Consider the following 23,142-nt stretch of genomic DNA (forward strand, 5'->3'; position numbering starts at 1 on the left):
TATGGCGGGTACGGATGACGCGGTACCGATCGCGGAGTTGCTGGACGAACGACGGCATCTGCTGGATATCGCGTACTGGATGCTGGGCAGCGGCCGTGAGGCCGAGGGTGTCATCGACGAGACCTACCGGCGGTGGTTCGAGCTGCCGGATCCGGCACGGGCACGGATCACGGCGCCGCGGTCGTGGCTGTCCCAGGTCGCCGGGAGTATCTGTCTGTCCCGGCTGGCCCTGCCTCGCCGGGACCGGGAGCGTGCGGTCGGGGAGGCGGCCGGCTGTGCGGGTGCGGTGGCGCAGGGGATGCTCGCGGAGGAGATCAGCGGGGTCCTGCTGGAGGCGTTGGATTCCCTGTCCCCGGCCGAGCGGGCGGCGTTCGTGCTGAACGACGTCTTCGGGATGGCGCCGGGTGCGGTCGCCGACATCGTGCGCCAGACCGAGCCGGAGTGTGCCGAGCTGGCGGACCGGGCCCGGCGCAGTCTGCGGGTGCGGCGTGCGCGGCCCACGTCGGCCCGGGAGCACGATGCGGTGGCCCGGGCGGTGCGTGAGGCGTGCGTGGCGGAGGACGAGACGGTCCTGGCGTCGCTCCTCGCCGCCGATGCCATGGCGTTCTTCGACGGTGGCGGCAAGGTGCGGGCGCTGATCAAACCGGTGCACGGCAACACCCGAGTGGCGCGCAGCCTCCTGACCCTGCTGGCCCGGCATCCACGGACGAGCGTGCACACGCATCCCGTCAACGGACGGACCGGTCTCGTCGTACGCTACGGCCCTCAGGTGGCCGCGGTCATCAGCCTCGACATCGCCGGCCCGTACGTCGTCCAGGTCTGGGTCACCCTCAATCCGGACAAGCTCCGCACCTGGAACCGGAGTCGATGAACGCCGCGATCTTGCTCGGGTTGAACACCCACATCACCTGGTGAATGCCCTGGGGCGAGGCCGCCATCGTCATGAACGTCGTGGGCGTACCGTCCCGGTAGAGCAGCACTCCGCTGCGTCCGTTGGCCTCGACATGACGGATATCGGCACCGCTCCAGAACTTCCGCGTGGCAGTCGCCAGGTTCGCCACCCGTGCGCGGCCCAGTACGGGGACGCGGGCCGCGCCCCGGATGCCGTTGCCGTCGGACAGGCTCACGGTGTCCGGTGTGAGGAGAGCCTGCAGTGAGGCGACATCACCGTTCTGCGCTGCCGACACGAAGGCGTCGAGGAGCTGCCGATGCTGCGCCGTGTCCACGGTCTCCCGCTGATCGGCCGCGAGATGCTTGCGGGCCCGGCTCACGATCTGGCGGACGTTGACGACGCTGAGCCGCAGAATCTCCGCGATCTCGGAGTAGGCGTAGTCGAACGCCTCCCTCAGGACGTACGCGGCCCGCTCCGTGGGACTAAGCCTCTGCAGGACGAGAAGCAGAGCGAGTTCCAGAGCCTCCGCCCGCTCGGCGCCGACCTGGGGATCGTTGCTCGTGTCGACGGGCTCGGGCAGCCACGGGCCGATGTAGGTCTCGCGGCGCACACGCGCGGACTGAGCGACGTTGATGGCCAGCCGGGCGGTGGTGCTCGACAGAAAGGCCACGGGGCTGAGCACCACGGAGCGGTCGGTTCGCTGCCAGCGCATCCAGACTTCCTGAACCACGTCTTCGGCCTCGACCGCGCTGCCCAGCACGCGGTACGCGATACCGAAGAGCCGCGGACGGAGCTCCACGAAGACAGAAACGGCGTCGTCCAGGCTGCTTTCCGCGCGGGACGTCTTGAGATCCATGCCTCATAGACCGGGCAGCCCGCCGTTCTGTGACAGTGACTTCGTGCGGGGAGGGAGCCGTCCCGAGGCCACGTTCCAGAGAATGGACCGCCTCTTGGTGAAGCACTTCGGCTGCTGTACAAATGTGCGTCATGAGTCCCGAGCCCTTGGTGCGACGCCCGGTCATCGACCTGTGCCGACGCCCGGGCTCGTGTTGTCGCTGACCCAGCCTCTGCTGATGCGCCCTGCCGTGCGGTGATGGCACCCGCACACCCCGCACACCCGTACCAGGGCGGTTTCCGTGCCCTGTCCCAGGGTGTGCTCCCTCTTCGTTCGGCATCACTCTCGCTCGGGGCCGGCCATGTCCACAATTCCCCCTCGGGACGTGGAGCGAGACGCTGGTTCCGCCGCCGGCCAAGGTGTGGGACGCGTTCATCGACGTCTCCACCACCCATGACGGCGTACGGGGCTACAACGGCACCACACTCGTCGAGCACCTCGGCATCAGCCTGCGGCGCATCGCGGTCGGCGCCGGGATCGGCATCGCCGCCGGCGTGGTCTTCGGGCTGCTCATGGGCACCGTCGGCTGGCTGCGCTCGCTGTTCGAGCCCTGGATCACCTTCCTGCGGACGCTGCCGCCGCTGGCGTACTTCTCGCTGCTCATCATCTGGCTGGGCATCAACGAGGAACCGAAGGTCACGCTGCTGGCCGTGGCCGCCTTCCCGCCCGTGGCGGTGTCCACCACCACGGCCGTCGCGGCCGTGCCGAGGAGCCTGATCGAGGCGGCCCGTGCGCTCGGCGCGTCGCGGTGGGACGTCGTCCGGGACGTGGTCGTCCCGTCAGCCCTGCCGGAGACGCTCACCGGGGTCCGACTCGCCGTGGGGGTCGCCTACTCCTCCCTGGTCGCCGCCGAGTTGGTCAACGGCCTGCCAGGCATCGGCGGCATGGTGAAGGACGCCGCCAACTACAACAACACCCCTGTCGTGCTCGTCGGCATCATCGCCATCGGCGTCTCCGGCCTGATCATCGACGGCCTGCTGCTGCGGCTGGAACGGGCGGTCGTTCCGTGGCGCGGTCGCGCGTAGGGCCTTTGTCCCCCCTGTGCCCTGCCCTCCCTCTTCAGAGAAACGGCTCCGCCATGCCCCCTGTCCCCCAAGGTCCGTCCCGCCGTCTCCTCCTCGCCGGCGCCCTGGCCGCCGTCTCCGCGGCCGTCACCGGTTGCTCCTCGGACAGTGCGGCGTCGACGTCCGGCGGCTCAAAGCGGCTGCGTATCGGCTACTTCGCCTTCCCCAGCGGCGACTTGCTCGTGAAGAACGGAAAGCTGCTGGAGAAGGCGCTGCCGGACTACGAGATCACCTGGATCACGTTCGACTCCGGCGCCAGTGTCAACCAGGCCTTCCTCGGCAAGTCCCTCGACATCGCGGCGCTGGGCTCGAGCCCGTTCGCCCGCGGGGTGTCGGGCAGTTCGCCCATCCCGTACAAGGTCGCATGGATCCTCGACGTCGCGGGTGAGAACGAGGCCCTCGTGGCGCGCAAGGCCACCGGCATCACCGACGTCGCCGGGCTCAAGGGCAAGAAGATGGCCATGCCCTTCGCCTCCACCTCGCACTACAGCCTGCTCGCGGCGCTGGAGACGGCCGGCCTCAAGCCGTCCGACGTCGAGCTCATCGACCTTCAGCCACAGCCGATCCTCGCCGCCTGGCAGCGGGGTGACATCGACGCCGCCTATGTCTGGCTGCCGACCCTGGACGAGCTGCGCAAGACCGGCACCCAGCTCACCAACAGCAAGGAGATCGGCGCGGCGGGCAAGCCGACCCTCGATCTGGCCGTCGTGTCGGACGACCTGATCGCCCGGGATCCCCAGGCCATCGATGCCTGGCGCAAGGCGGAGGCCGAGGCACTGCGCCTGCTCAAGTCCGACCCGGACGGCTCGGTCAAGGCTGTCGCGGCAGAGCTCGGCATCAGCACGGCGGATGCCGAGGCGCAGCTCTCGCAGGGGGTGTTCCTCACCCCGGAGCAGGTGGTCTCCGCCGACTGGCTGGGCATCGACGGCAGCCCAGGCAAGCTGCTCACCTACGTCACCGACACGGGTCGGTTCCTGGCCGACCAGAAGCAGATCGACGGCGCACCGTCCCAGGACGTCGTCCGCAAGGCCTTCTATCTCAAGGGGCTGCCCGATGTCCTCAAGTGAGCTCACCGAGGCCAAGGAAGCGGGGGACGTCGCGCGCGCCGGGTCCGTCCGCCTCGACCAGGTCACCCATCGGTACGGCCGGGGCGGCGAGGCCTTCACGGCCGTCGGGCCGGTCGACCTGACCGTCCCGGCCGGGAAGTTCCTCGTCCTGGTGGGTGCGTCCGGCTGCGGCAAGAGCACGCTGCTGCGGCTGATCGCGGGCTTCGAGCGGCCCACACACGGCTCGGTGCGGGTCTCCGGCAGCGAGCCGCGGCCCGGCGAGACGGCCGGCGTGGTGTTCCAGACGCCGCGGCTGTTCCCGTGGCGGACCGTGCGGGGCAATGTCGACCTGGCGCTGCGGTACGCGGGTGTGCCCCGGGCCCAATGGCCCAAGCGGCGCGCGGAGTTGGTGGGCCGGGTCGGCCTGGAGGGCACCGAGAAGCGGCGCACCTGGGAGATCTCCGGTGGCCAGCAGCAACGCGTCGCCATCGCCCGGGCGCTGGCCGCCGAGAACCCGCTCCTCCTCCTCGACGAACCGTTCGCGGCGCTGGACGCGCTGACCCGGGAGCGGCTCCAGGAGGATGTCCGCCGGGTCACCTAACGGACCGGCCGGACCACGGTGTTCGTGACGCACTCGGCGGACGAGGCGGTGTTCCTCGGCTCCCGCATCGTGGTGCTGACGAAGAGCCCCGAGACCGTGGCCCTGGACCTGCCGATCCCGCTGCCGCGCGGCGACATCGATGCCGAAGAGCTGCGCGACTCCCGCGAGTTCGCCGAGCTGCGGGCCCAGGTCGCCCACGCCGTCAAGGCCGCCGCAGCGCCTTGATCCCCGTGATCCCCGCACTCACCCCCGACACCCCCGACACTCCCGAAAGGACACACAGGTGAGCATCCTCAGCGAGCGGCCCGCCGTGGCGAAGCTGCCGATCACCGCGCTCGGCCCCCACTTCGGTGCCGAGATCCACCGCACCGACCTCGGCAGCCTCGACGACGACCAGGTCCTCGCCCTGCGCGAGGCACTCGTGTCGTACAAGGTGCTGTTCGTACGCGGCCGCAACCACCTCGACGACGCCGCGCAGATCGAGTTCGGCCGACGCCTGGGCGAGGTCACCGTCGGGCATCCGGTCCACGACTCCGGTGACGTGGCCCCCGAGGTGTACTCCCTGGACAGCCAGGACAACGGGTTCGCCGACAAGCAGTTCGCCCAGTGGTGGGGCGACCACCGCGTCGCCGCCCGCACCGTGGGCACCAAGACCCTCAACCATCCGGTCGTCGGCGAACTCGTCCTGGACTGGGACACCCTGACCGCCAACACCGACCCCGACCAGCACCTCACCGTCTGGACCGCCGAACCCGGCTCCCCCACCCACGAGCGCCTGCGCATCCTCGCCTCCTGGGCCGCCGGCCAGAATCTGCCCGCGTCACCACCGCTCACCTGACCGGGGCTCCCGGACAGCGGCGCCGCCCGGGAGCCTGTGCGGTCTCAGAGCTTGAAGACGAGTTCGGCCTCGTCGCGCTTGGTGGTGTGCAGCTCCCAGTAGAGCGGGGAGATCTGTTCGGGCCGGGCCGCCTCCAAGCCGGGGATGACGGAGACGCCGATCGACGCGTCGATGCCGACGTGCGCGGCCTGGATTCCGGTGCCGGCGTCGGCCAGCTCCTTGTGCAGGTTCATCGCCCAGTTGCGCAGCGCCGCCGCGGCGGCGTTGACGTTGGCGACCCGCGGGTCGGGCCAGATCGAGCCGGCACCGGTGGTGTAGAGCAGGGTGCCCGCACCGGCCTCGCGCATGGCGGGCAGCACCGCCCTGGTGGCGGCGATGGCCCCGTACAGCTGGGCGTTCATCTCGAACTCCACGTGCGACGGCTCGGTCTCGGCCGGGGCGGTCAGTGCGGTGATGCCGAAGGTCCCTACCGGGGAGTACTCCAGGACATCGATCCCGCCGAACTTCGTGGCGGCCTCCCCCAGCGCGTGGGCGAGCGCGGCACGGTCGAGCACATTCGCGGGGAACGCGGCGGCGGTGATGCCCTCGGCGGTGAGCTTGTCGACCAGGGGGTCGAGCTTGTCGCGGTTGCGGGAGATCAGGGCGACGTCGAAGCCGCGGGAGCCGAAGGTGCGGGCGATGGCCAGGCCCAGCTGGGGGCCGGCTCCGACGATGGCGATGCTGGTCACAGCGATCCTTTCGTAAAACCTGGTTGAGGAAGCAGCAAGACGGATGCAGATAGGCCTATCCGCATTTTGGAACCGGATAGACCTATCCGGTTCCGCATCCGGATAGGCCTATCCGGTTCACCGCAACCACAGTAACATCAAAAATGGATAGGGCAATCCGGTTGCTAGACTCGTCGGCATGAATCCTGGCGCCCCGCACCCCGACGCTCCCGCCACGCAGCCGCTGCGCAGCGACGCCGAGCGCAACCGGGAACGGATCATCGCCGCCGCGCGCACCGTGTTCGCGCGCGACGGCCTGAGCGCCTCCATGGCCTCCGTGGCCCGTGAGGCAGGAGTCGGGATCGCCACCATGTTCCGCCGCTTCCCCACCAAGGAAGAGCTGGTCGCCGCCGTCTTCTCCGACCGTATGGACGCCTACGCCGACGCGGTCGCCGTCGCCCTGGACGACCCGGACCCCTGGCACGGTTTCACCGGCTACATCGAGACCGCCTGCGCGATGCAGGCCGCCGACTACGGCTTCGCGGACGTACTGACCATGACCTTCCCCACCGCCAAGGCCCTGGAGGAACGCCGCAACGAGGCCTACGAGGCCATGCTGGAACTCATCGGACGCGCCAAGGCCGCAGGGCGCCTGCGCGAGGACTTCGACCCCTCGGATCTGGTCCTGATGCACATGGCCACCGCCGGGGTCGTCAACGCGACCGGCAGCGCCGCCCCGGACGCCTGGCGTCGTGTCGCCTCCCTGCTGATCCAGTCCTTCGAGTCCCCTGCCCGCGGCCCCCTGCCCGACCCGCCCGAGCACGCCGCCCTCTACAAGGCCATGCTCCGCGCCAGCCCGACGGACCTCACCTCGCCGGCGCCGGAGCCGGGGGCTCGGCCGGGGCCGGGGAAGGGGAACGGGAAGGGAAGGGGGAAGGGGAAGGTGTCGGGAAAGCGGCCGGGGAAAGCTCCGGGCACGGACAGCTGATCGCAGAGCCGTAACCGCCGTGCCCGGCCGGGGCGCGGCGGCCGGACATCCGACCGGGCGCCACCAGTGCCGCCGCCGGGCACGCCCTTCACCGGCAACTCGCCGCCCGCCCGAAATGCCGGTTCCCTGGAAGCTGTGGCCCTCGGCCGCCCGGCCGTCTTCAGCGGTCGGCCTCAGCAGTAAGGAGCCATCCTCATGCGCGGCGTCTTGATGCATGCCCCCGGCGACTTCCGGGTGGAAGAGCGCGAGGACCCGAAGATCCTTCACCCCACGGACGCGATCATCCGGCTGTCGGCGACCTGTGTGTGCGGTTCCGATCTGTGGCCCTATCGGGGCGCCGAGCCCATCGAGGCGCCCTCCCCGATCGGCCACGAGTACGTGGGCGTCGTGGAGGAGGTCGGCGGCGAGGTCTCCACCGTCGAGCCCGGACAGTTCGTCGTCGGCTCCTTCGCCGCCTCCGACAACACCTGCGAGAACTGTCGCGCCGGCTACCAGACCGCCTGTGTCCGGCGCGAGTGGATGAACCGGATGGGAGCCCAGGCGGAGCGGCTGCGCGTCCCGCTGGCCGACGGCACGCTGGTGGCCACCCCGGGCACGCCCGACGCGGACCTGGTCCCGAGCCTGCTGACCGCCTCCGACGTACTCGGCACCGGCTGGTTCGCCGCGGTCGCCGCGCAGGCCGGGCCCGGCAGGACGGTCGCCGTGGTCGGCGACGGCGCGGTCGGCCTGCTCGGGGTGCTGTCCGCCAGGCAGCTCGGCGCGGAACGGGTCATCGCCATGAGCCGCCACGAGTCCCGGCAGAAGCTCGCCCTGGACTTCGGCGCCACCGACATCGTCACCGAGCGCGGCGACGAGGGCGTGGCCCGGATCAAGGACCTGACCGAAGGCTACGGCGCCCACTCGGTCATCGAGGCGGTCGGCACCCAGGAGTCGATGCTCCAGGCGATCCGCTCCACCCGCCCCGGCGGCCACGTCGGCTACGTCGGCGTCTCCCACGACGTGAAGCTGGACGGCACGGAACTGTTCTACTCCCACGTCCACCTGCACGGCGGCCCGGCCCCGGTCCGCCAGTACCTGCCGCACCTGATCGATCTGATCTGGAACCGGCAGATCGACCCGGGCAAGGTCTTCGACCTCACCCTCCCGCTCGAACAGGCCGCGGAGGCCTACCGGGCGATGGACGAACGCCGCGCCATCAAGGCCCTGCTGACTCCCTGACCGGACCAAAGCCGGGGCGGCTCAGCCTGCCGCCCCCGTCAGTCGGGCCGGTGGCTTCGTGCGGTGGATCGGGCCGGACGGGTCGGACAGCGGCGGGCCGGTTCCCCGGTTGGTGAGGTCGAGGCCGATCGGGGACCGCAGCCGGGCCAACCGGTGCTGCGGGACGCCGACTTCGCGCAGGAGGCGCAGGCGCTCGTCGTGGGTACGCCGGGATCCCATCGCACCGGCGTATGACGGGCAGGTCGAGTGCGAGGCGCAGCAGGGGGATGTCGAACTTGGCGTCGTGGGTGAGAACGCAGATGGCGGTACGGCTCTCCACGGTCGCCGTTGACAGGTGGCGGTGGGGCCGGTCGACCACGATCTCGTCCGCGTGCGGGAAGCGTGCCGCGGTGGCGAAGACGGGACGGGCCTCGCGGGGGCCGGGGGGGGGCGGCCACGTGGACCAGGACGGAGAGCCGGTCGGGGCAGGTGTCCGCATCACCGCCGAGCGGGACCAGCGCGGTGGGTCCCGCCCGTAGCTGGGCCGTGGCCCGGTCCGCCACCGCCCGTGCCGCGGCACCGCCGACCGCGGTACTGGTGGCGATGAAGGTGCGCCGACTGGGTGCCGCGGGAGACTCGCTGGATCCGATGGGAGGTGGAACGGCAGCTTCAGGTAGGTCAGAGGACATGGGTACGCCTTCACATCAAAGAGGGGTCAGTCGCACACAGCAGCGGGATCGACGTCACCGCGAGGATCGGGGCAACCGCGCGCCTCGGTGGCTGCGGCTGGTCGCTCCGGAAGTCTCGCACCACCGGCTACGCGCGTGGCAGGGAGACTTTCCTCCCCCCCCTTTAACGTGCGTCCTTTACGTGCGTCGCGCATGGGGCTCCGTCGGCTCCTCTTCCGCGAGTTGGCCGGCGAGCCTCTGTATCGCCGATCGGATCCCTTGGCCGTAGTCGTCGTCCTTGAGCGCGTCGAGGTGCTGTTCGGCATGGGCCAGGTGCGTGCGGGCCTGCGTGATGTCTCCGAGTTTGTGGAAGTCGGCTGCGAGGTTGAGGTGCAGGGACGGGTAGAACCCGCGGATGGCCAAGGACGAGTCGTGCTGTTTGGCCCGGTCGTCGGTCACCGACGCCGCGGCGTCCAGGGCGCGCAGGTCCCAGGCCAGTTCGTCCTGCGGATCCGGCTGGAGATCGGCCATGTAGTGGGCGAGGACGCAGCGGTGGAAGGGGTCGCCGTCCGAGGCGATCTGCTCCCAGATCTCGGTGAACCGTTGCCGAGCGCCGTCGATGTCGCCTGTGTGCTGCAGCATCATGGCTTGCTCGATGTGCTTCATGGTCGTGTCCTCGGTGGTCACGGCAGCCTCCCCGTCGCTCGTCGATGATCACGCGGAAGCGTAGGGGCAGCCACTGACAAGAGACCGGGACCGGCGTCCGTACCGCGAGGTCCTGGGACTTGGTGTCACAGGGTGGGCCCGTCAGGAAGTGGCGGTACCGGCCTGGGAGTCGGCGGGCGGTGCGGAGGTGTCGTCCAGGAATTCGCGGATCGCAAGGCCCGCCAGTGTGATCACCGCGGTCCACACCACCACTGCCGTGGTCGGGTAGTTCCAGGTGAACAGGACGATCGCCGCGATCAGCAGGATGGCGACCCCGATCCAGCGCTTGAAGCGATGGACGAACCGCCCGACCGCACCCGTGCGGAACCCCGCCGACGTCGCCACGTCGCGCACGGCGCCGATGCTCCTTCGGCAGCCCGTGCGCGTGAGAACGGCGATCCGGGACGGGCCGGCGAGGAAGGCGCCGGCGGCGGTGAACAGGGCGACCGCGGCGAGTGCCCGCACGCCGGCCCGTAGGAACTTGATCAGCGCGTCGTACACGGCTCCCGCGGCCGCCTGGGAGGTACCGGGCGGAAGTCGGTCGAGGTAGACGTCACGGGCGACGGTGAGGGAGATGCCCAGGACCAGCATGGCGACGAACACGGCCAGGGCCGCCCCGATCAACGCGTGCCGGCGGTTGAACGCCACGTAGACGCCGACAGCCGCGACCAGGAGCGCGATGATGGGCAGCCAGCCGCCGAGGAGCTGCAGCACTCTCACATAGGTCTTGATCTCGCCGATGTCCTTGGACGCGAACACCACGAAGTCCGTGTGGACCTCAGGGATCTTCGCGGCGGGCGTGAGGCCGGCGGCGACCAGCCGGTCCTTGACGTTGGCGACGATCGGCCCCACGTCGATGACGACCTGGTTGTCCTTCAGCTTGACCGCGCCCTCGCCCTCGCCGGTCAGCGCCTCGTCCACCGCCGCGTGCGCCCTGCGGTTGGCCTCCACCCAGGTCTTCTGGAAGGCGCTGCTGGTGACCACCCGTTCCACCGTGTTGCTGACCAGCTGCTTGAGGCCGCTCTCGATCGGGCCGTCCAGGTTCTTCAGCAGCTCGGCGGCCCGCGGGGGCACGCCCTGCTGCGCCGCCGCATCCGTCAGCTGCTGGACCAGCGCGTCCACGTCGACGCGCTCCAGCACGGCGGAGGTGACTCGGTTGGTGACCGCCGCCTGCACATCGGGATTGCTCGCCAGCGGCCCGACGGTCGCGACGTAGCGGTCCGTGTCCTGCACGATGCTGTTCGCCCACACCGCGACGACGGACAGCAGCGACAACAACGCGGCGAGAAGGATCAGCAGGGCGGCGCCGAGCGACCGGAACGGATGGTGGCGCCGCGGCGGCCCGGCGACCTCCAGGGCCCCCACGCGTCGCCGCAGTTCCTCCAACTCGCCGCGCTCCCGGGCCGAGAGCCCACCATCACCGGTCTCACTCATGGTCACCAGCAGATGTGTGTGGCGCACGACGCGCCACCTGAGTGGGCCGAACCAGTGACACGGCGATCGGACGTACGACGGCCGTGCCGCCCGTCCGGGCGGATACCGTGGCAGACCCCGCATGCAGCGCTGCATGCCCGGCCGAGAGAGGGTGCTCGTGGAGGGAGCCGCGAACGAGGAGGGCCGTCCTGCGGGCCTGTTCGTCGGCCTGTGCACGCTGGATGTCATCCAGCTCGTGGATCGTGTGCCGGGTTCCGACGAGAAGCTGACGGCGCGTGAGCAGGTCGTGGCGGCCGGCGGTCCGGCGGCGAACGCGGCCGTGGCCTTCGCCCACTTGGGCGGCGCGGCCACGTTGCTCACCGCGATCGGTTCCCATCCGATGGGACATGCGGTCACGGCGGACCTGGAGCGGGCGGGCGTGACCGTGTCGGACCTGGCGGCGGACTCGCTCGAACCGCCTGCCGTGTCCTCGGTCCTGGTCACCGCGTCCAGCGGAGAACGCGCCGTCGCCTCGACCAACGCCACGGGGTACCGGCTCGCTCCGCCCGACGATCTCGACACGTGGGTGACAGCCTGCGACATCGTCGAGTTCGACGGCCACCACATGGAGCTGGCTCAGGCCACCGCCCACGCCGCGCGTGCCGCCGGTCGCCGGACCGTGCTCGACGGGGGGAGCTGGAAGCCGGGTACGGAGAGCCTGCTGCCGTCGATCGATGTGGCCGTCTGCTCGGCCGACTTCCGACCACCGGGCGCGGACATGCCGAGGGACATCTTGCGGTTTCTGCGGGACCACGGGGTCGTGTGGTCGGCCGTGAGCCACGGAGGGCAGCCCCTCGTGTGGGCGGGCCCCGACGGCGGCGGGACCGTGGAGGTACCTCCTGTGCGGGTGGCGGACACACTGGGCGCGGGTGACGTCCTGCACGGCGCGCTCACCCACCACCTCGCCGGACAGAAGCAGCTGACCGCACCAGGCTTCGTCGAGGCCCTGCGTGCGGCGGCCGTGGTGGCCTCGCGGGCGTGTGCCTCGTTCGGCACCCGGGCCTGGATGCGGGGCGGGTGACGCCGTCCCGCACGGGCGGCGATGCCCTGGTCGACCCCACGAGGTGGGCGCGGTCGCCGTGGACATGCAGCGGGCCGAGCCGAGTGCTGCAATGGCCGGAGGAGTTGTTCCTCCGGCTGACCGACACCCGATGAGGTGTGACCGGGTCCGAACCACCTCTGCGGAGTGGCCATGCACGAGCCGAGGTCCCCGGCCGCCCCCGCTGCCGGTACGCAGCCGGCGGAAGCCGACCGGCTGCGTGATCTGCTGCGGAGCCCGGCCTACCAGAAGACGCTCGTCTTCTGCGCGCTCATCGGTATCCCGGTCTCCTTCACCGCGTTCTGGTTCCTCGCCGGCCTGCACGAACTCGAGCACCTGCTGTGGGCCGAACTGCCCGCGGAGCTGGGTTGGGACATCCCTCCATGGTGGTGGCCGCTGCCGCTGCTGACGCTCGCCGGCATCCTCGTCGGTCTCGTGGTCCGGCACCTGCCGGGAGCCGGCGGCCACGTTCCCGCCCTCGGTCTGCACGCCCCGGGGCTGCCCCTGGCCGCCCTGCCGGGAGTCGTCCTCGCGGCCCTGGCCAGCCTGCCGCTGGGTGCCACCCTCGGCCCCGAGGCCCCGTTGATCGCGTTCGGCGGCGGTCTGGCCATGCTCTTCGCCCATCTGGCCCGTGCCCCGGTGACGTCGCAGAGCGCCGCTCTCCTCGGAGCGGCGGGTGCCGCCGCGGCTCTTCCGGCGATCTTCGGCAATCCGCTGATCGGAGCGGTGATCCTCATCGAGGTGGCCGGAGTGGGCGGCCCGCAACTGTTCGCCGTGATGCTGCCGGCGCTCCTGTCCAGCGGAATCGGCTCGCTCGTCTTCACGGGGTTCGGCCGCTGGACCGGCCTCTCCACCGGCGGGCTTTCGTTCGATGTGAAGGGGCCGTCGCCCCGCATCGACGCCGGAGACGTGCTCTGGTCGGTGCCCATCGCCGTCGCGATCGGCCTCGCCCTGCACCTGATCTTCAGCACCGGGCGTCTGGCCGCGGTGTTCGTCTCGCGACGGCCCGTCGCCCACACGGCGGCCTGCGCCCTGGCCGCCGGGGCGTGCGCCGCGGTGTACGCGCTGGCTGCCGACCGGTCGCCGGCGGACGTGGCGTCGTCCGGTCAGGCCACGCTGGCCCAGCTGGCCGAGGACCCTCACTCCTGGGGTGTCGGTGCCCTGGTCGCCGTCCTGCTGTTCAAGGCGGCGGCGTACGCGCTGTGCCTGGGCAGTCTGCGCGGCGGCCCCATCTTCCCCTCGCTGTTCCTGGGGGGCGCGGTGGGCGTTCTGCTGGCGCCGCTTCCCGGGTTGGGGGTCGTGCCCGGCCTGGCGGCGGGCATGGCCGCGGCGTCCGCCGCCGCGCTGCGGCTGCCGGTGAGCAGTGCGGTGCTGGTCGTCCTGGTCATGGGGAGCGCCGAGATGACTCCCGTGGTGTTGCTCGCGGCGGTTGTGGGGTTCGTGACGGTCCAGCTGCTGCCGCCCGGTCGCGCTGTGCCGCCCATGGGCGAACACGCCGGCGCACCGGACGACGGGACCCCCGACACACCGAGCGGGCATCCCGAGCACACCTGACCCGGACGGGGCCCCTGGAGCGGTCCCACGGCCCCCGCGAACGCCGGGGTGTAAGCCACGACCGGGCAGCCGACAGTGGAACCGCGAGCCTGCGACGAAGGAGTTCCCATGACGGACCGCCGACACCGCGCCGCGCCGGTAGCACCCGGCCCGCCCGCCCCGCAGCGCATCGCCGCCCGGCCGGGCCATCGGTCGCGATGAGCACGCACCGACCTCCCGCGTCCCCCTCCCCGCCCCCGCACCGCATGTCCGAGGCGGCCTTCCGGGCCCTGTACCGCAGGCTGCGTGAGCAGGTGCCCACCGGCGCGACCGGCCACCGGGGAACACTCGGCCTGCTCACGCCCGAACGGGTCGTGGCCGCCGCCGGCGAGGTCCGCAGCGGACGCACCGTCTCGCTCGCCGCACCCATCGAGACCGCGCCGGGCCCCGACAATCCGGAGCCCGCCACCCACCGGATGATCGCGCCGACGTGCGAGGAGTCCACCTCCCACGGGCTGCACTTCGCCCGCGACCGGTTCGCCATGAACGTGCACGGCGACGCCGACAGCCACCTCGACGCGCTCTGCCATGTGATGTTCGACGGCGAGCTCTACGGCGGTGTCCCGGCGAGCACGGTGACGCCGGACCACGCCGGGGCGCTGACCCTGGACCTCGTGCGGGACGGCATCGTCGGACGCGGTGTGCTGCTGGACATCCCCCGGCTGCGGGGCGTGCCGTGGCTGGAACCCGGCGCCCAGGTGACCGCCGAGGACCTGGAGGCGGCCGAGACCGCCCAGGGGGTCACGGTCGGGCCGGGCGATCTGCTGTTCGTGCGCGTCGGGCACCGCAGTCGGCGCCGCAGCCTCGGCGCCTGGGACCCGGCTCAGGCCCGGGCGGGCCTGCATCCGGAGGCGATGCGCTTCCCGGCCGAGCGGGGTGTCGGCGTCCTCGGATCGGACGGCAACAACGACGCGGCACCGAGCCCGGTGCCGGGTGTCGACTATCCCGTGCACGTGCTGGCCGTGAACGCCATGGGAGTGCATCTGCTGGACTACCTGGACCTGGAAGAGCTGGCGGAGGTCTGCTCGGAGGCGGCCCGCTGGCACTTCCTGTGCGTGGTCGCCCCGCTGCGGCTTCCGTCGGCGACGGGCTCTCCGGTGAACCCGATCGCCGTCCTGTGAACTGCCGGGGGCTCCGTTGCGGATGCTGCATCTGTGGCGTCCGTATACGTTCGAAGTGGGGACTTCCTCGTTTCCAGGTCACCCCAAGGGCGGGAGACCGGCCCCGGCAAGGACGGTGGTCGTCATGGGCGACTTGCCCCAGTACGACGTCATCATCATCGGCACCGGTGCCGGCGGCGGAACCCTCGCCCACCGGCTCGCCCCCTCGGGCAAACGGGTCCTGATCCTGGAACGCGGTGACTACCTGCCGCGTGAACGCGACAACTGGGACTCCACAGCCGTGTTCGTCAAGGCCAAGTACCGGGCCCCGGAGTTCTGGCTCGACAAGCACGGCGACGAGTTCCCGCCCGAGGTCAACTACTACGTCGGCGGCAACACCAAGTTCTACGGCGCGGCCCTGTTCCGGCTGCGGCCGGAGGACTTCGGGGAGATACGCCACCACGGCGGCCTGTCCCCCGCCTGGCCGATCCGCTACGAGGACCTGGAGCCGTACTACACCGAGGCGGAGCACCTCTACCGGGTGCACGGGCGGCACGGCGAGGACCCCTGGGAAGGCCCGTACAGCGCCCAGTACGCCCATCCACCGGTCGAACACGAGCCGCGCATCCAGCAGTTGAGCGACGACCTGGAGAAACAGGGCCTGCACCCCTTCCACCTGCCCATCGGAGTCGACCTCACCCAGGACGCGAACGGCAAGGCCACCCACCTGAGCACCTGTATCCGCTGCAACCGGGTCGACGGGTTCCCGTGCCTGGTCCGGGGCAAGTCCGACGCCCAAGTGGTCTGCGTCGAACCGGCCCTGCGGCATCCGAACGTGGAGATGATCACCAACGCCCGGGTGACGCGCCTCGACACCGATCCGACGGGGCGCAGTGTCACCGCGGTCGTCGCCCGGCTCGCGGACGGGCAAGAGGCCCGCTTCTCGGCGGACATCGTGGTCGTGGCCTGCGGAGCGGTCAACTCCGCCGCGCTCCTGCTCGCTTCGGCGGGCGACCGGCATCCGGACGGGCTGGCGAACAGCTCGGGTGTGGTCGGCCGCCACTACATGCGGCACAACAACCTCGCCCTGATGGCCGTGTCGAAGGAGCCCAACGACACGCAGTTCCAGAAGACGCTCGCGATGCACGACTGGTACCTGGGCGCGGACGACTGGGACTATCCGCTCGGCGGCATCCAGATGCTCGGCAAGTCGGACGCCGAGCAGATCCACGGCGAGGCCCCGCGCTGGGCCGGGGCCGTGGCACCCGACATGCCCTTCGAGGTGCTGGCCCACCATGCCGTCGACTTCTGGCTGTGCGGGGAGGACCTGCCGCAGCCCGACAACCGGGTCACGCTGGACGGCGACGGCCGTATCCGCCTCACACTCGACGAGAAGAACAACATCGCCGGACTCGGGCGTCTGCGGCACAAGCTCCAGCACCTGCTCGGCCACCTCGGCATGCACGAGCACCACCTGCTGCCGCACAGCATCTACCTGCACAAGGGAATGCCCATCGGTGCCACCGCGCACCAGGCGGGCACGGTGCGGTTCGGCACCGACCCGGCGTCCTCCGCCCTGGACGTCCACTGCAAGGCGCACGACGTCGACAACCTGTACGTGGTCGACACGAGCTTCTTCCCGAGCATCGGGGCGGTCAACCCGTCCCTGACGGCCATGGCGAACGCCCTGCGGGTCGGCGATCACCTCGTGGAGCGGCTGGGTTGACCGAGGCCGGGCTCCGGCGACTCGCCTTCGAGCGGGCGAAGGTCCTGCGCCGGTCGGCGCAACGCCGACTTGCGCCGCGCGCCGTCTGTCGCCCCCGGTGATTGGGTTGCGCCCTGACCTCCGGGCCACGGCCCGGACGACCCCGCCACGCAGGAGACAGTGACCGTGAGTTCCCCCGAGGGCGCGCCCCGCAACGTGATCCCCGTCCATCTGCTCAAGGGCCAGAAGGCCCTGGTCACCGGGGCGAACTCCGGCATCGGCCGGGCGACGGCCGTGGCCATGGGCCGGGCCGGGGCCGACGTCGTCGTCAACTATGTGGCCGGTGCCGAGGAAGCCGAGAAGGTGGTCGAGGAGATCAAGTCCTTCGGGGTGCGGGCGGCGGCCTACGAGGCGGACGTCTCCGACGAGGAGCAGGTCGTCGCGATGACGAACCGGATGGTCGACGAGTTCGGCACGATCGACATCCTGGTCGCCAACGCCGGGCTGCAGCGCGACGCCGCGTTCACCGAGATGACGCTCGCCCAGTGGCGCAAGGTCCTCGACGTCAACCTCACGGGGCAGTTCCTGTGCGCCCGGGAGGCCACCAAGGAGTTCCTGCGGCGTGGTGTCGTCCCCGAGGTGTCCCGCGCGGCAGGCAAGATCATCTGCATGAGCTCCGTGCACCAGGTCATCCCGTGGGCCGGGCACGTCAACTACGCGTCCTCCAAGGGCGGCGTGCAGATGATGATGGAGACCCTCGCCCAGGAACTCGCACCGCAGAAGATCCGCGTGAACGCCATCGCCCCCGGCGCCATCAAGACTCCCATCAACACCAGCGCCTGGGACACGCCCGAGGCCCGCGAGGACCTCCTCAAGCTGATTCCGTACGATCGTGTCGGCGACCCGGAGGACATCGCGCACGCGGCGGTGGGCCTCGCCTCCGACCTCATGGACTATGTGGTGGGCACCACGCTCTTCGTGGACGGCGGGATGACCCTGTTCCCCGGTTTCGCCACCGGCGGCTGACACCACCCGCACGACGGCCCCCGGACGGAACTCGGATGCACAACACCCTCCATCTGCTGGCGGACGCGCCGGCGCAGCTGCTGCCGGCCAGGTCCCTGATGGCCTTCACCCTGGCGTCCCACATCATCCTGGTGCCCTTGGGTGTGGCACTGCCGCTGATCACGCTCATCCTGCACGGCTACGGGCTGCGCCGCGGGGACCGGACGGCCCTGCTGCTGGCGCGCCGCTGGTCGGCGGTCATGGCCGTCCAGTTCGCGATCGGCGTGGTCACCGGCACCGTGCTGTCCTTCGAGTTCGGGCTGCTCTGGCCGGGGCTGATGGGCAGATGGGGCGATGTGTTCGGCATCGGGTTCGGCGTCGAGGCGTGGGCCTTCTTCCTGGAGGCCGTCCTCATCGCCGTCTACCTGTACGGCTGGCGGCGGCTCCCCGCCCGGACCCACTTCCTGCTCGGACTGCCCCTGCCCGTCACGGCACTGCTCGGCGCCTTCGGGATCCTGGCCGCCAACTCCTGGATGAACACCCCGCGCGGCTTCCGGCTCGACTCCGCGGGCAACCCCGTCGACGTGAACATCTGGAAGGCGATCTTCACGCCGATGTTCGGCCCGCAGTACTGGCACTTCGTCGTGGCGATGCTCGTGACGGCGGGCTACGTGGTGGCCGGCGTCTACGCCGTCGGTTGGCTGCGCGGTCGCCGGGACCGCTACCACCGGCTCGGTTTCACGATCCCCTTCACGGTCGCCGCGGTGTTCACGCCCGTGCAGTTCGTGCTGGGCGACTCCATCGCCCGGCAGGTCTTCCACAAGCAGCCGGTGAAGTTCGCCGCCATGGAGATCGTCTGGGACACCGACACCCATGTGCCGGAGTACCTGTTCGGCCGACTGCATCCGGACGGGAGCATCTCCGGCGGTATCAAGATCCCGCAGCTCGACTCCATCCTCGCCGGTTTCAGCCCGGACACCAGGGTGACCGGGCTGACCTCCGTCCCCGCGGACCAGCGGCCGAACGCCACCCAGGCGACCATCGCCCACTGGGCCTTCGACCTCATGGTCGGCATCGGCAGCCTGCTCGCGGTGCTCGCCCTGTGGTACGGCCTGGTCTGGCTGCGACGGCGCCGGCTGCCCGCCTCCCCGTGGTTCTACCGGTGCGCCGCCGTGGCCGGCGTCGCCTCGGTCATCGCGGTCGAATGCGGCTGGATCACCACCGAGGTGGGCCGCCAGCCGTGGATCGTCTACGAGAACATGCGGGTCGCCGAAGCCGTCACCTCGACCCGGTCCACCAGTCTGTGGATCATGTTCGGCCTGGTCGTCGCGGTGTACGTGTTCATCTTCGGCTCGTTCCTCGCGATCCTGCTGCGGATGCGCATCCGCTGGCGGCTCGCCGACGAGGCGGACAGGGCGGCGGCCGGGGCCGGGACAGCGGTGGAGCCACCCGAGTCGGACACACCCTATGGACCGCGCCCCACGGTGCCGTCCGGTCAGGACCGGCCATGATGGCCGATGTCATCGCCGTCGTCCTGCTGCTCGCGATCGCCGCCTACGCCTGCGCCGGCGGCACCGACTACGGCGCGGGCTTCTGGGACCTGACCGCCGGCGGAGCGGAGCGGGGCAAGCGGCCCCGCTGGCTGATCGACCATGCGATGGCTCCCGTGTGGGAGGTCAACAACGTCTGGCTGATCTTCGTACTCGTCATCATGTGGACGGGCTTTCCCGTCTTCTTCCAGCAGCTGTTCCAGTCGATGTGGCTGCCGCTCACGCTGGCCGCCGTGGGCACCGTGCTGCGCGGCGCGGGTTTCGCACTGCGCAAGCCCGCACGGCGGCTGGCCGGACGGCGCCTGTACGGCGCGGTGTTCGCGGTCTCCTCCCTGCTGACGCCGTTCTTCCTCGGCGCCGCGGCCGGCGGAGTGGCGTCGGGCCGGGTGACCGCTGACACGAAGGCCTCGGATCACGCGTGGGCCCACCCCACCCCCGTGCTGTTCGGTCTGCTCGCCGTGGCGACCACCGCCCTGCTGGGCGCGGCGTTCCTCGCCGCGGACGCCCGGCGCTTCGGCGCGCCGGACCTGGACGGCTACTTCCGGCGGCGGGCACTGGCCGCGCTGGGCGTCGTCGCCGCTCTCGCCGTGCTCACGCTGGGCGTCGCACACGAGGACGCGGCGCACGTGTGGCACGGGCTCACGCACGGAGTGGGACTCGCCTTCGTGGTCGTGGCGGCCGTGAGCACCCTCGCCACCGCCTGGCTGCTGCTGCGTCCCTCCGGCGGCTGGTCCCGGGTCACGGCGGTCGGCGTGGTCGCGTCCGCCGTCATCGCCTGGGGCTTGGCACAGCGCCCGTATCTCGTCCCGACCTCGCTGACGGTGGCCGAGGGTGCGGGCGCGGACACCACCCTGCGCTGGCTGGGCGTGGTCACCCTCGTCGCCGTCGTGCTCGTCCTGCCCGCGGTCGTCCTGCTCTATTGGCTGGACACCCACGGCGAGCTGGAGGGTCTCACCGACGCCGATCTGCGGCGCGGTGCCGGTGACGAGGGCTGAGTCCCACGTCAGGTTCGGTCGAGAGCCGCGTTCAAGGTGACGGCCGCGTCGATGAGGGCGAGGTGGGTGAAGGCCTGCGGGAAATTACCCAGCTGACGGCCCGTCGGGGCGATCTCCTCCGAGTACAGGCCCAGATGGTTGGCGTACCCCATCATCTTCTCGAACACCAGCCGCGCCCTGTCGGTCCGTCCCGCGCGCGCCAGGGCGTCGACGTACATGAAGGTGCACAGCGAGAAGGTGCCCTCCGAGCCGAGCAGGCCGTCGGGCGACGCCTCGGGGTTGTAGCGGTAGACCAGGCTGTCACTGACCAGTTCCAGTTCCATGCTGCCGAGAGTCGCCGTCCACATCGGGTCTTCGGGGGTGATGAACCCGACCGTCGACATGCGTAGCAGCGAGGAGTCGAGGACATCGCTGCCGTAGTGCTGGACGAAGGCCTGACGTTTCTCGCTCCAGCCCTTGGCCATGACCTGCTCGTAGCAGTCGTCCCGGGCCTTGCGCCAGCGTTCGGCGGCAGCGGGCCTGCCGTTCGATTCGGAGAGCCGCAGGGCGCGGTCGAAGGCCACCCAGGACATGACGCGGCCGTAGGTGAAGTCCTGTCGCCCGCCCCGGGTCTCCCACAGGCCCTCTTCCGCCTGGTCCCAGTGGTCGACCAGCCACTCGAGGTTCGTCAGCAGCGCGTTCCATCCGTGGTGCCCCATCTGGAGCCCGTGCCGGTGCGCGAAGTAGATGCTGTCGAGCGCCTCGCCGTAGATGTCCAGCTGGAGTTGCGTGGCCGCGCCGTTGCCGATGCGCACGGGGGCGGAACCCGCGTAGCCCGCCCAGTGGTCGAGGGTCTCCTCGTCCAGGTCGGAGGAGCCGTCCACCTTGTACATGATGTTCAGCGGGCCTGTGGCGCCGTGTCGTCCGGCCCGCTCCTTGACCCGGTCGGCGAGCCACTGGATGAACGCCCTGGCTTCGTCGGTGAAGCCCAGCCCCACCAGGGCGTACACCGAGAACGACGCGTCGCGTATCCAGGTGTACCGGTAGTCCCAGTTGCGCTCGCCGCCCAGTTGTTCCGGGAGCGCCGCCGTCGGGGCGGCCACCACGGCACCGGTGGGCGCGAAGGTCATGAGTTTCAGCGTGATCGCGGAGCGCTCCACGGTTTCGCGCCAGCGACCCGTGTACCGCGACTGGCGCAGCCAGGTACGCCAGAACTGCACCGTCTCGTCGAATAGTTGCTGGTACTCGGCCAGTCGCAGCTCCCTGGGCGGCCCCTCCGCCGCCCACTCCAGGGCCAGCCCGCGCTCCTGGCCCGCCTCAAGCGTCAGTGTGAAGTGCAGGTCGTCGCGGCGGTCGCTCAGCAGGTCGAGCAATCGTTCGTCCCCCGGTTCACGGATGGCGTGGACGGTGAGCTCCGAGCCGTCCTGCGCGGCGAACACCGCTCCGTGCGGGGCGATCTGCAACCGGTGCGGCTGCCGCCCGTAATCGAACCGCGGCGCTATGTCCCCCTCGAACGTCATCCTGCCGCGCACACACCGGACCATGCGCACCAAGCGGTGGCTCTCGGTGACCGTCCTGCCGGTCACCGGCATGAAGTCGATCACCTCTCCGGCGCCCTCCTCGGTCATGAAGCGGGTGACGAGGATCGCCGTGTCGGGCAGGTACAACTGTTTGGTCGCGTAGGCACGGTGTCTCGGCCGGACAGTGCAGTGCCCGCCCTTGTCCTTGTCGAGCAGCGCGCCGAACACACTGGGCGAGTCGAACCTCGGGGCGCAGAGCCAGTCGACGCTGCCGTCGGACGTCACCAGCGCTGCCGTCTGCAGATCGCCGAGAAGACCGTGGTTCTCGATCAGTGGGTAGTCGTCCATCGGGGCCGCCCTTTCGGTGTGCGATTCACCCGAATGCCCCACGCATCACAGTAAGCCGAGTGCCCGGGATCGGCGCGCGGAGACGAGCGCCGCCGGCTGCCGCGCCCACGCAGCGGAGTGCCGTAGTCCGCTGCGTAGCGCACTCTGGAGGTGGGAAGGAGCGTCGATGGGGACTGACTCAGGCGTGCCGTCGGCGGCAGGGATCCGGACACCACGCCCGGGCACGACGCGCGTCGGCGGCTGATGCGGCGCGAAGCCGGGGACCGGCGGCGGATCCTCGCCCTGCTGCGCGTGTCATGGTGGCGTGGCCGTGTCAGGGAGCTGACTGCCCGGCAGAAGGACTTCCACGCGCGGGTGGAGACCCGCTTCCCGGTGGTCACCGGGCTCGTGGACCGCATGGTGTCGGTGAACATCTTCGACTCCGCCACTCGCATCGCGGCGCAGTGCTTCCTGACCGCCGTCCCGTTGCTGTTCGTGGTGGGTGCGTACGCCCCGACCGCGGTGCGGGACCAGGTCCTGGCATCGGTCAGTGCCGTCTTCGGTCTGACCGGGCCGGCGAAGGACGAGGTGAGGCAGGCGTTCCAGCCCCCTACCGACGATCTGCGCCAGGCGACCGGCCTGGTGGGCCTGCTCATGGTGCTGCTGTCGGCGACCGCGGTGAGTCGCGCGGTGCAGCGGCTGTGCAGGCGGGCCTGGCTCATGCCCCGGACGGGGGCGAAAGTCGCTCCGTGGCGGTGGCTGGCGTGGATCGCCCTGTGGCTGGGCGCACTGGTCGTGCAGGGGCTGCTGCACAACGGGTTCGGCCGATGGGCGGGGCTGGGATTTCTGACCATCCTGGTCATGCAGGCGGCCATGTGGTGGTGGACCCAGCACCTTCTGCTGGCCGGCGTCGTCCGCTGGGCGCCCCTCTTGCCCGGGGCCGTCATCACGGCGATCGCGGTCAGCTGCCTGTCCGTGACCGCGCACTTCTACATGCCACGGGCACTCAACCGGGCCCTGGCCAACTACGGTTCCGCGGGGTCGGTTTTCATCCTGCTGTCCTGGCTGATCGTCGTGTGTGTGGCCGTCGCCATCGGCCTCAGCGCGGGCGCGGTGCTGTCCCAGGATCCCTTTCTGAAGCACCGCCTCGGAACCCCTACATCGCCGCCTGGCGAGGCCGAGCACGGGTGACAGCCCCTGCGTGCCACCAGTGCGGGCCGCGCCTCCGGCCCGGTGCACACCGGGTGCGCACCGG

19 protein-coding genes and 2 pseudogenes are annotated in these 23,142 nt (G+C 70.8%); 15 read left to right on the top strand and 6 right to left on the bottom strand.

Annotated elements, in window-relative coordinates; translation table 11 throughout:
* Position 1: 1 nt before the first annotated feature.
* Positions 2–871 carry a sigma-70 family RNA polymerase sigma factor family protein gene (locus tag BLU79_RS00490; protein WP_093903536.1) on the top strand — a complete coding sequence of 290 codons (870 nt, stop codon included), beginning with the start codon at positions 2–4 and terminating at the stop codon, positions 869–871.
* Here BLU79_RS00490 and BLU79_RS00495 read toward each other — a convergent pair.
* Complete coding sequence (locus tag BLU79_RS00495; protein WP_093903537.1) at positions 831–1,748, bottom strand: RNA polymerase sigma-70 factor; 918 nt, start codon at positions 1,746–1,748, stop codon at positions 831–833. The genes BLU79_RS00490 and BLU79_RS00495 overlap by 41 nt on opposite strands.
* 317 nt (positions 1,749–2,065) lie before the next feature.
* On the opposite strand from BLU79_RS00495, the gene BLU79_RS00500 reads away from it, so the two are divergent.
* The 4 genes and pseudogenes from BLU79_RS00500 (at position 2,066) to BLU79_RS49800 (ending at position 5,336) form a co-directional block, all read left to right on the top strand.
* On the top strand, positions 2,066–2,812 hold the full coding sequence (locus tag BLU79_RS00500) for an ABC transporter permease (RefSeq protein WP_093903538.1): 747 nt from the start codon (positions 2,066–2,068) through the stop codon (positions 2,810–2,812).
* A gap of 53 nt (positions 2,813–2,865) precedes the next feature.
* Positions 2,866–3,918 (top strand): taurine ABC transporter substrate-binding protein, encoded by a 1,053-nt coding sequence (locus tag BLU79_RS00505; protein WP_093903539.1) that lies wholly within the window; start codon positions 2,866–2,868, stop codon positions 3,916–3,918.
* A pseudogene (locus tag BLU79_RS00510) lies at positions 3,905–4,723 on the top strand (ABC transporter ATP-binding protein). Before BLU79_RS00505 ends, BLU79_RS00510 begins: the two are co-directional and overlap by 14 nt.
* A gap of 58 nt (positions 4,724–4,781) precedes the next feature.
* A complete protein-coding gene (locus BLU79_RS49800; protein WP_093903540.1) occupies positions 4,782–5,336 on the top strand; it encodes an MmyB family transcriptional regulator in 555 nt (184 codons plus the stop codon).
* Between the two features lie 44 nt (positions 5,337–5,380).
* On the opposite strand, the gene BLU79_RS00520 is transcribed toward BLU79_RS49800, so the two are convergent.
* On the bottom strand, positions 5,381–6,064 hold the full coding sequence (locus BLU79_RS00520; RefSeq protein WP_093903541.1) for an SDR family NAD(P)-dependent oxidoreductase: 684 nt from the start codon (positions 6,062–6,064) through the stop codon (positions 5,381–5,383).
* A 178-nt stretch (positions 6,065–6,242) separates the two neighbouring features.
* Between BLU79_RS00520 and BLU79_RS00525 the strand changes: the two genes are divergently transcribed.
* Both BLU79_RS00525 and BLU79_RS00530 read left to right on the top strand, forming a co-directional pair.
* Positions 6,243–7,031, top strand: coding sequence for a TetR/AcrR family transcriptional regulator (locus tag BLU79_RS00525; protein WP_093903542.1), 789 nt, complete (start codon positions 6,243–6,245; stop codon positions 7,029–7,031).
* A gap of 195 nt (positions 7,032–7,226) precedes the next feature.
* Positions 7,227–8,249: a zinc-dependent alcohol dehydrogenase family protein gene (locus BLU79_RS00530; RefSeq protein WP_093903543.1), complete on the top strand. Its 1,023-nt coding sequence runs from the start codon at positions 7,227–7,229 to the stop codon at positions 8,247–8,249.
* A 21-nt stretch (positions 8,250–8,270) separates the two neighbouring features.
* Here the strand turns inward: BLU79_RS00530 and BLU79_RS00535 are convergent.
* The 3 genes and pseudogenes from BLU79_RS00535 to BLU79_RS00545 all read right to left on the bottom strand — a co-directional run.
* Positions 8,271–8,797, bottom strand: a pseudogene (locus tag BLU79_RS00535) (XdhC family protein); the annotation flags it as partial.
* Positions 8,798–9,094: 297 nt separating this feature from the next.
* Positions 9,095–9,583, bottom strand: coding sequence for a hypothetical protein (locus BLU79_RS00540; protein WP_093903544.1), 489 nt, complete (start codon positions 9,581–9,583; stop codon positions 9,095–9,097).
* Between the two features lie 120 nt (positions 9,584–9,703).
* Positions 9,704–10,966 carry a hypothetical protein gene (locus BLU79_RS00545; protein ID WP_093904163.1) on the bottom strand — a complete coding sequence of 421 codons (1,263 nt, stop codon included), beginning with the start codon at positions 10,964–10,966 and terminating at the stop codon, positions 9,704–9,706.
* Between the two features lie 202 nt (positions 10,967–11,168).
* Between BLU79_RS00545 and BLU79_RS00550 the strand changes: the two genes are divergently transcribed.
* The 7 genes from BLU79_RS00550 (at position 11,169) to BLU79_RS00580 (ending at position 20,061) form a co-directional block, all read left to right on the top strand.
* A complete protein-coding gene (locus BLU79_RS00550; protein WP_093904164.1) occupies positions 11,169–12,095 on the top strand; it encodes a PfkB family carbohydrate kinase in 927 nt (308 codons plus the stop codon).
* Between the two features lie 171 nt (positions 12,096–12,266).
* Entirely contained in the window at positions 12,267–13,667 is a 1,401-nt protein-coding gene (locus BLU79_RS00555) for a chloride channel protein (protein ID WP_093903545.1), read from the top strand.
* A gap of 197 nt (positions 13,668–13,864) precedes the next feature.
* Positions 13,865–14,827 (top strand): cyclase family protein, encoded by a 963-nt coding sequence (locus BLU79_RS00560; RefSeq protein WP_256333083.1) that lies wholly within the window; start codon positions 13,865–13,867, stop codon positions 14,825–14,827.
* A 124-nt stretch (positions 14,828–14,951) separates the two neighbouring features.
* Positions 14,952–16,532: a GMC oxidoreductase gene (locus BLU79_RS00565; protein ID WP_093903547.1), complete on the top strand. Its 1,581-nt coding sequence runs from the start codon at positions 14,952–14,954 to the stop codon at positions 16,530–16,532.
* 165 nt (positions 16,533–16,697) lie between these two features.
* A complete protein-coding gene (locus BLU79_RS00570; RefSeq protein WP_256333084.1) occupies positions 16,698–17,537 on the top strand; it encodes an SDR family oxidoreductase in 840 nt (279 codons plus the stop codon).
* 35 nt (positions 17,538–17,572) lie between these two features.
* A complete protein-coding gene (locus BLU79_RS00575) occupies positions 17,573–19,027 on the top strand; it encodes a cytochrome ubiquinol oxidase subunit I (protein ID WP_093903548.1) in 1,455 nt (484 codons plus the stop codon).
* Positions 19,024–20,061 carry a cytochrome d ubiquinol oxidase subunit II gene (locus BLU79_RS00580; protein ID WP_093903549.1) on the top strand — a complete coding sequence of 346 codons (1,038 nt, stop codon included), beginning with the start codon at positions 19,024–19,026 and terminating at the stop codon, positions 20,059–20,061. The genes BLU79_RS00575 and BLU79_RS00580 overlap by 4 nt, the downstream gene beginning before the upstream one ends.
* An 8-nt stretch (positions 20,062–20,069) precedes the next feature.
* Here BLU79_RS00580 and BLU79_RS00585 read toward each other — a convergent pair whose 3' ends face one another.
* Positions 20,070–21,908, bottom strand: coding sequence for a glycoside hydrolase family 15 protein (locus BLU79_RS00585; protein WP_093903550.1), 1,839 nt, complete (start codon positions 21,906–21,908; stop codon positions 20,070–20,072).
* A gap of 243 nt (positions 21,909–22,151) precedes the next feature.
* Here BLU79_RS00585 and BLU79_RS00590 point away from each other — a divergent pair, with 243 nt between their 5' ends.
* The gene (locus BLU79_RS00590) at positions 22,152–23,078 is read left to right on the top strand and encodes a YhjD/YihY/BrkB family envelope integrity protein (protein WP_093903551.1); all 927 of its coding nucleotides are present in this window, start codon (positions 22,152–22,154) and stop codon (positions 23,076–23,078) included.
* Positions 23,079–23,142 lie beyond the last annotated feature (64 nt).

This window comes from Streptomyces sp. cf386 (assembly GCF_900103585.1).
GTDB lineage: Bacteria > Actinomycetota > Actinomycetes > Streptomycetales > Streptomycetaceae > Streptomyces.

Coding starts and splice junctions, on each gene's coding strand:
- BLU79_RS00575 (WP_093903548.1), top strand. CDS start 17,573: ATGCACAACACCCTCCATCTGCTGGCGGACGCGCCGGCGCAGCTGCTG.
- BLU79_RS00555 (WP_093903545.1), top strand. CDS start 12,267: ATGCACGAGCCGAGGTCCCCGGCCGCCCCCGCTGCCGGTACGCAGCCG.
- BLU79_RS00565 (WP_093903547.1), top strand. CDS start 14,952: ATGGGCGACTTGCCCCAGTACGACGTCATCATCATCGGCACCGGTGCC.
- BLU79_RS00530 (WP_093903543.1), top strand. CDS start 7,227: ATGCGCGGCGTCTTGATGCATGCCCCCGGCGACTTCCGGGTGGAAGAG.
- BLU79_RS00585 (WP_093903550.1), bottom strand. CDS start 21,908: ATGGACGACTACCCACTGATCGAGAACCACGGTCTTCTCGGCGATCTG.
- BLU79_RS00495 (WP_093903537.1), bottom strand. CDS start 1,748: ATGGATCTCAAGACGTCCCGCGCGGAAAGCAGCCTGGACGACGCCGTT.
- BLU79_RS00590 (WP_093903551.1), top strand. CDS start 22,152: ATGCGGCGCGAAGCCGGGGACCGGCGGCGGATCCTCGCCCTGCTGCGC.
- BLU79_RS00550 (WP_093904164.1), top strand. CDS start 11,169: ATGCCCGGCCGAGAGAGGGTGCTCGTGGAGGGAGCCGCGAACGAGGAG.
- BLU79_RS00490 (WP_093903536.1), top strand. CDS start 2: ATGGCGGGTACGGATGACGCGGTACCGATCGCGGAGTTGCTGGACGAA.
- BLU79_RS00505 (WP_093903539.1), top strand. CDS start 2,866: ATGCCCCCTGTCCCCCAAGGTCCGTCCCGCCGTCTCCTCCTCGCCGGC.
- BLU79_RS00525 (WP_093903542.1), top strand. CDS start 6,243: ATGAATCCTGGCGCCCCGCACCCCGACGCTCCCGCCACGCAGCCGCTG.
- BLU79_RS00580 (WP_093903549.1), top strand. CDS start 19,024: ATGATGGCCGATGTCATCGCCGTCGTCCTGCTGCTCGCGATCGCCGCC.
- BLU79_RS00560 (WP_256333083.1), top strand. CDS start 13,865: ATGAGCACGCACCGACCTCCCGCGTCCCCCTCCCCGCCCCCGCACCGC.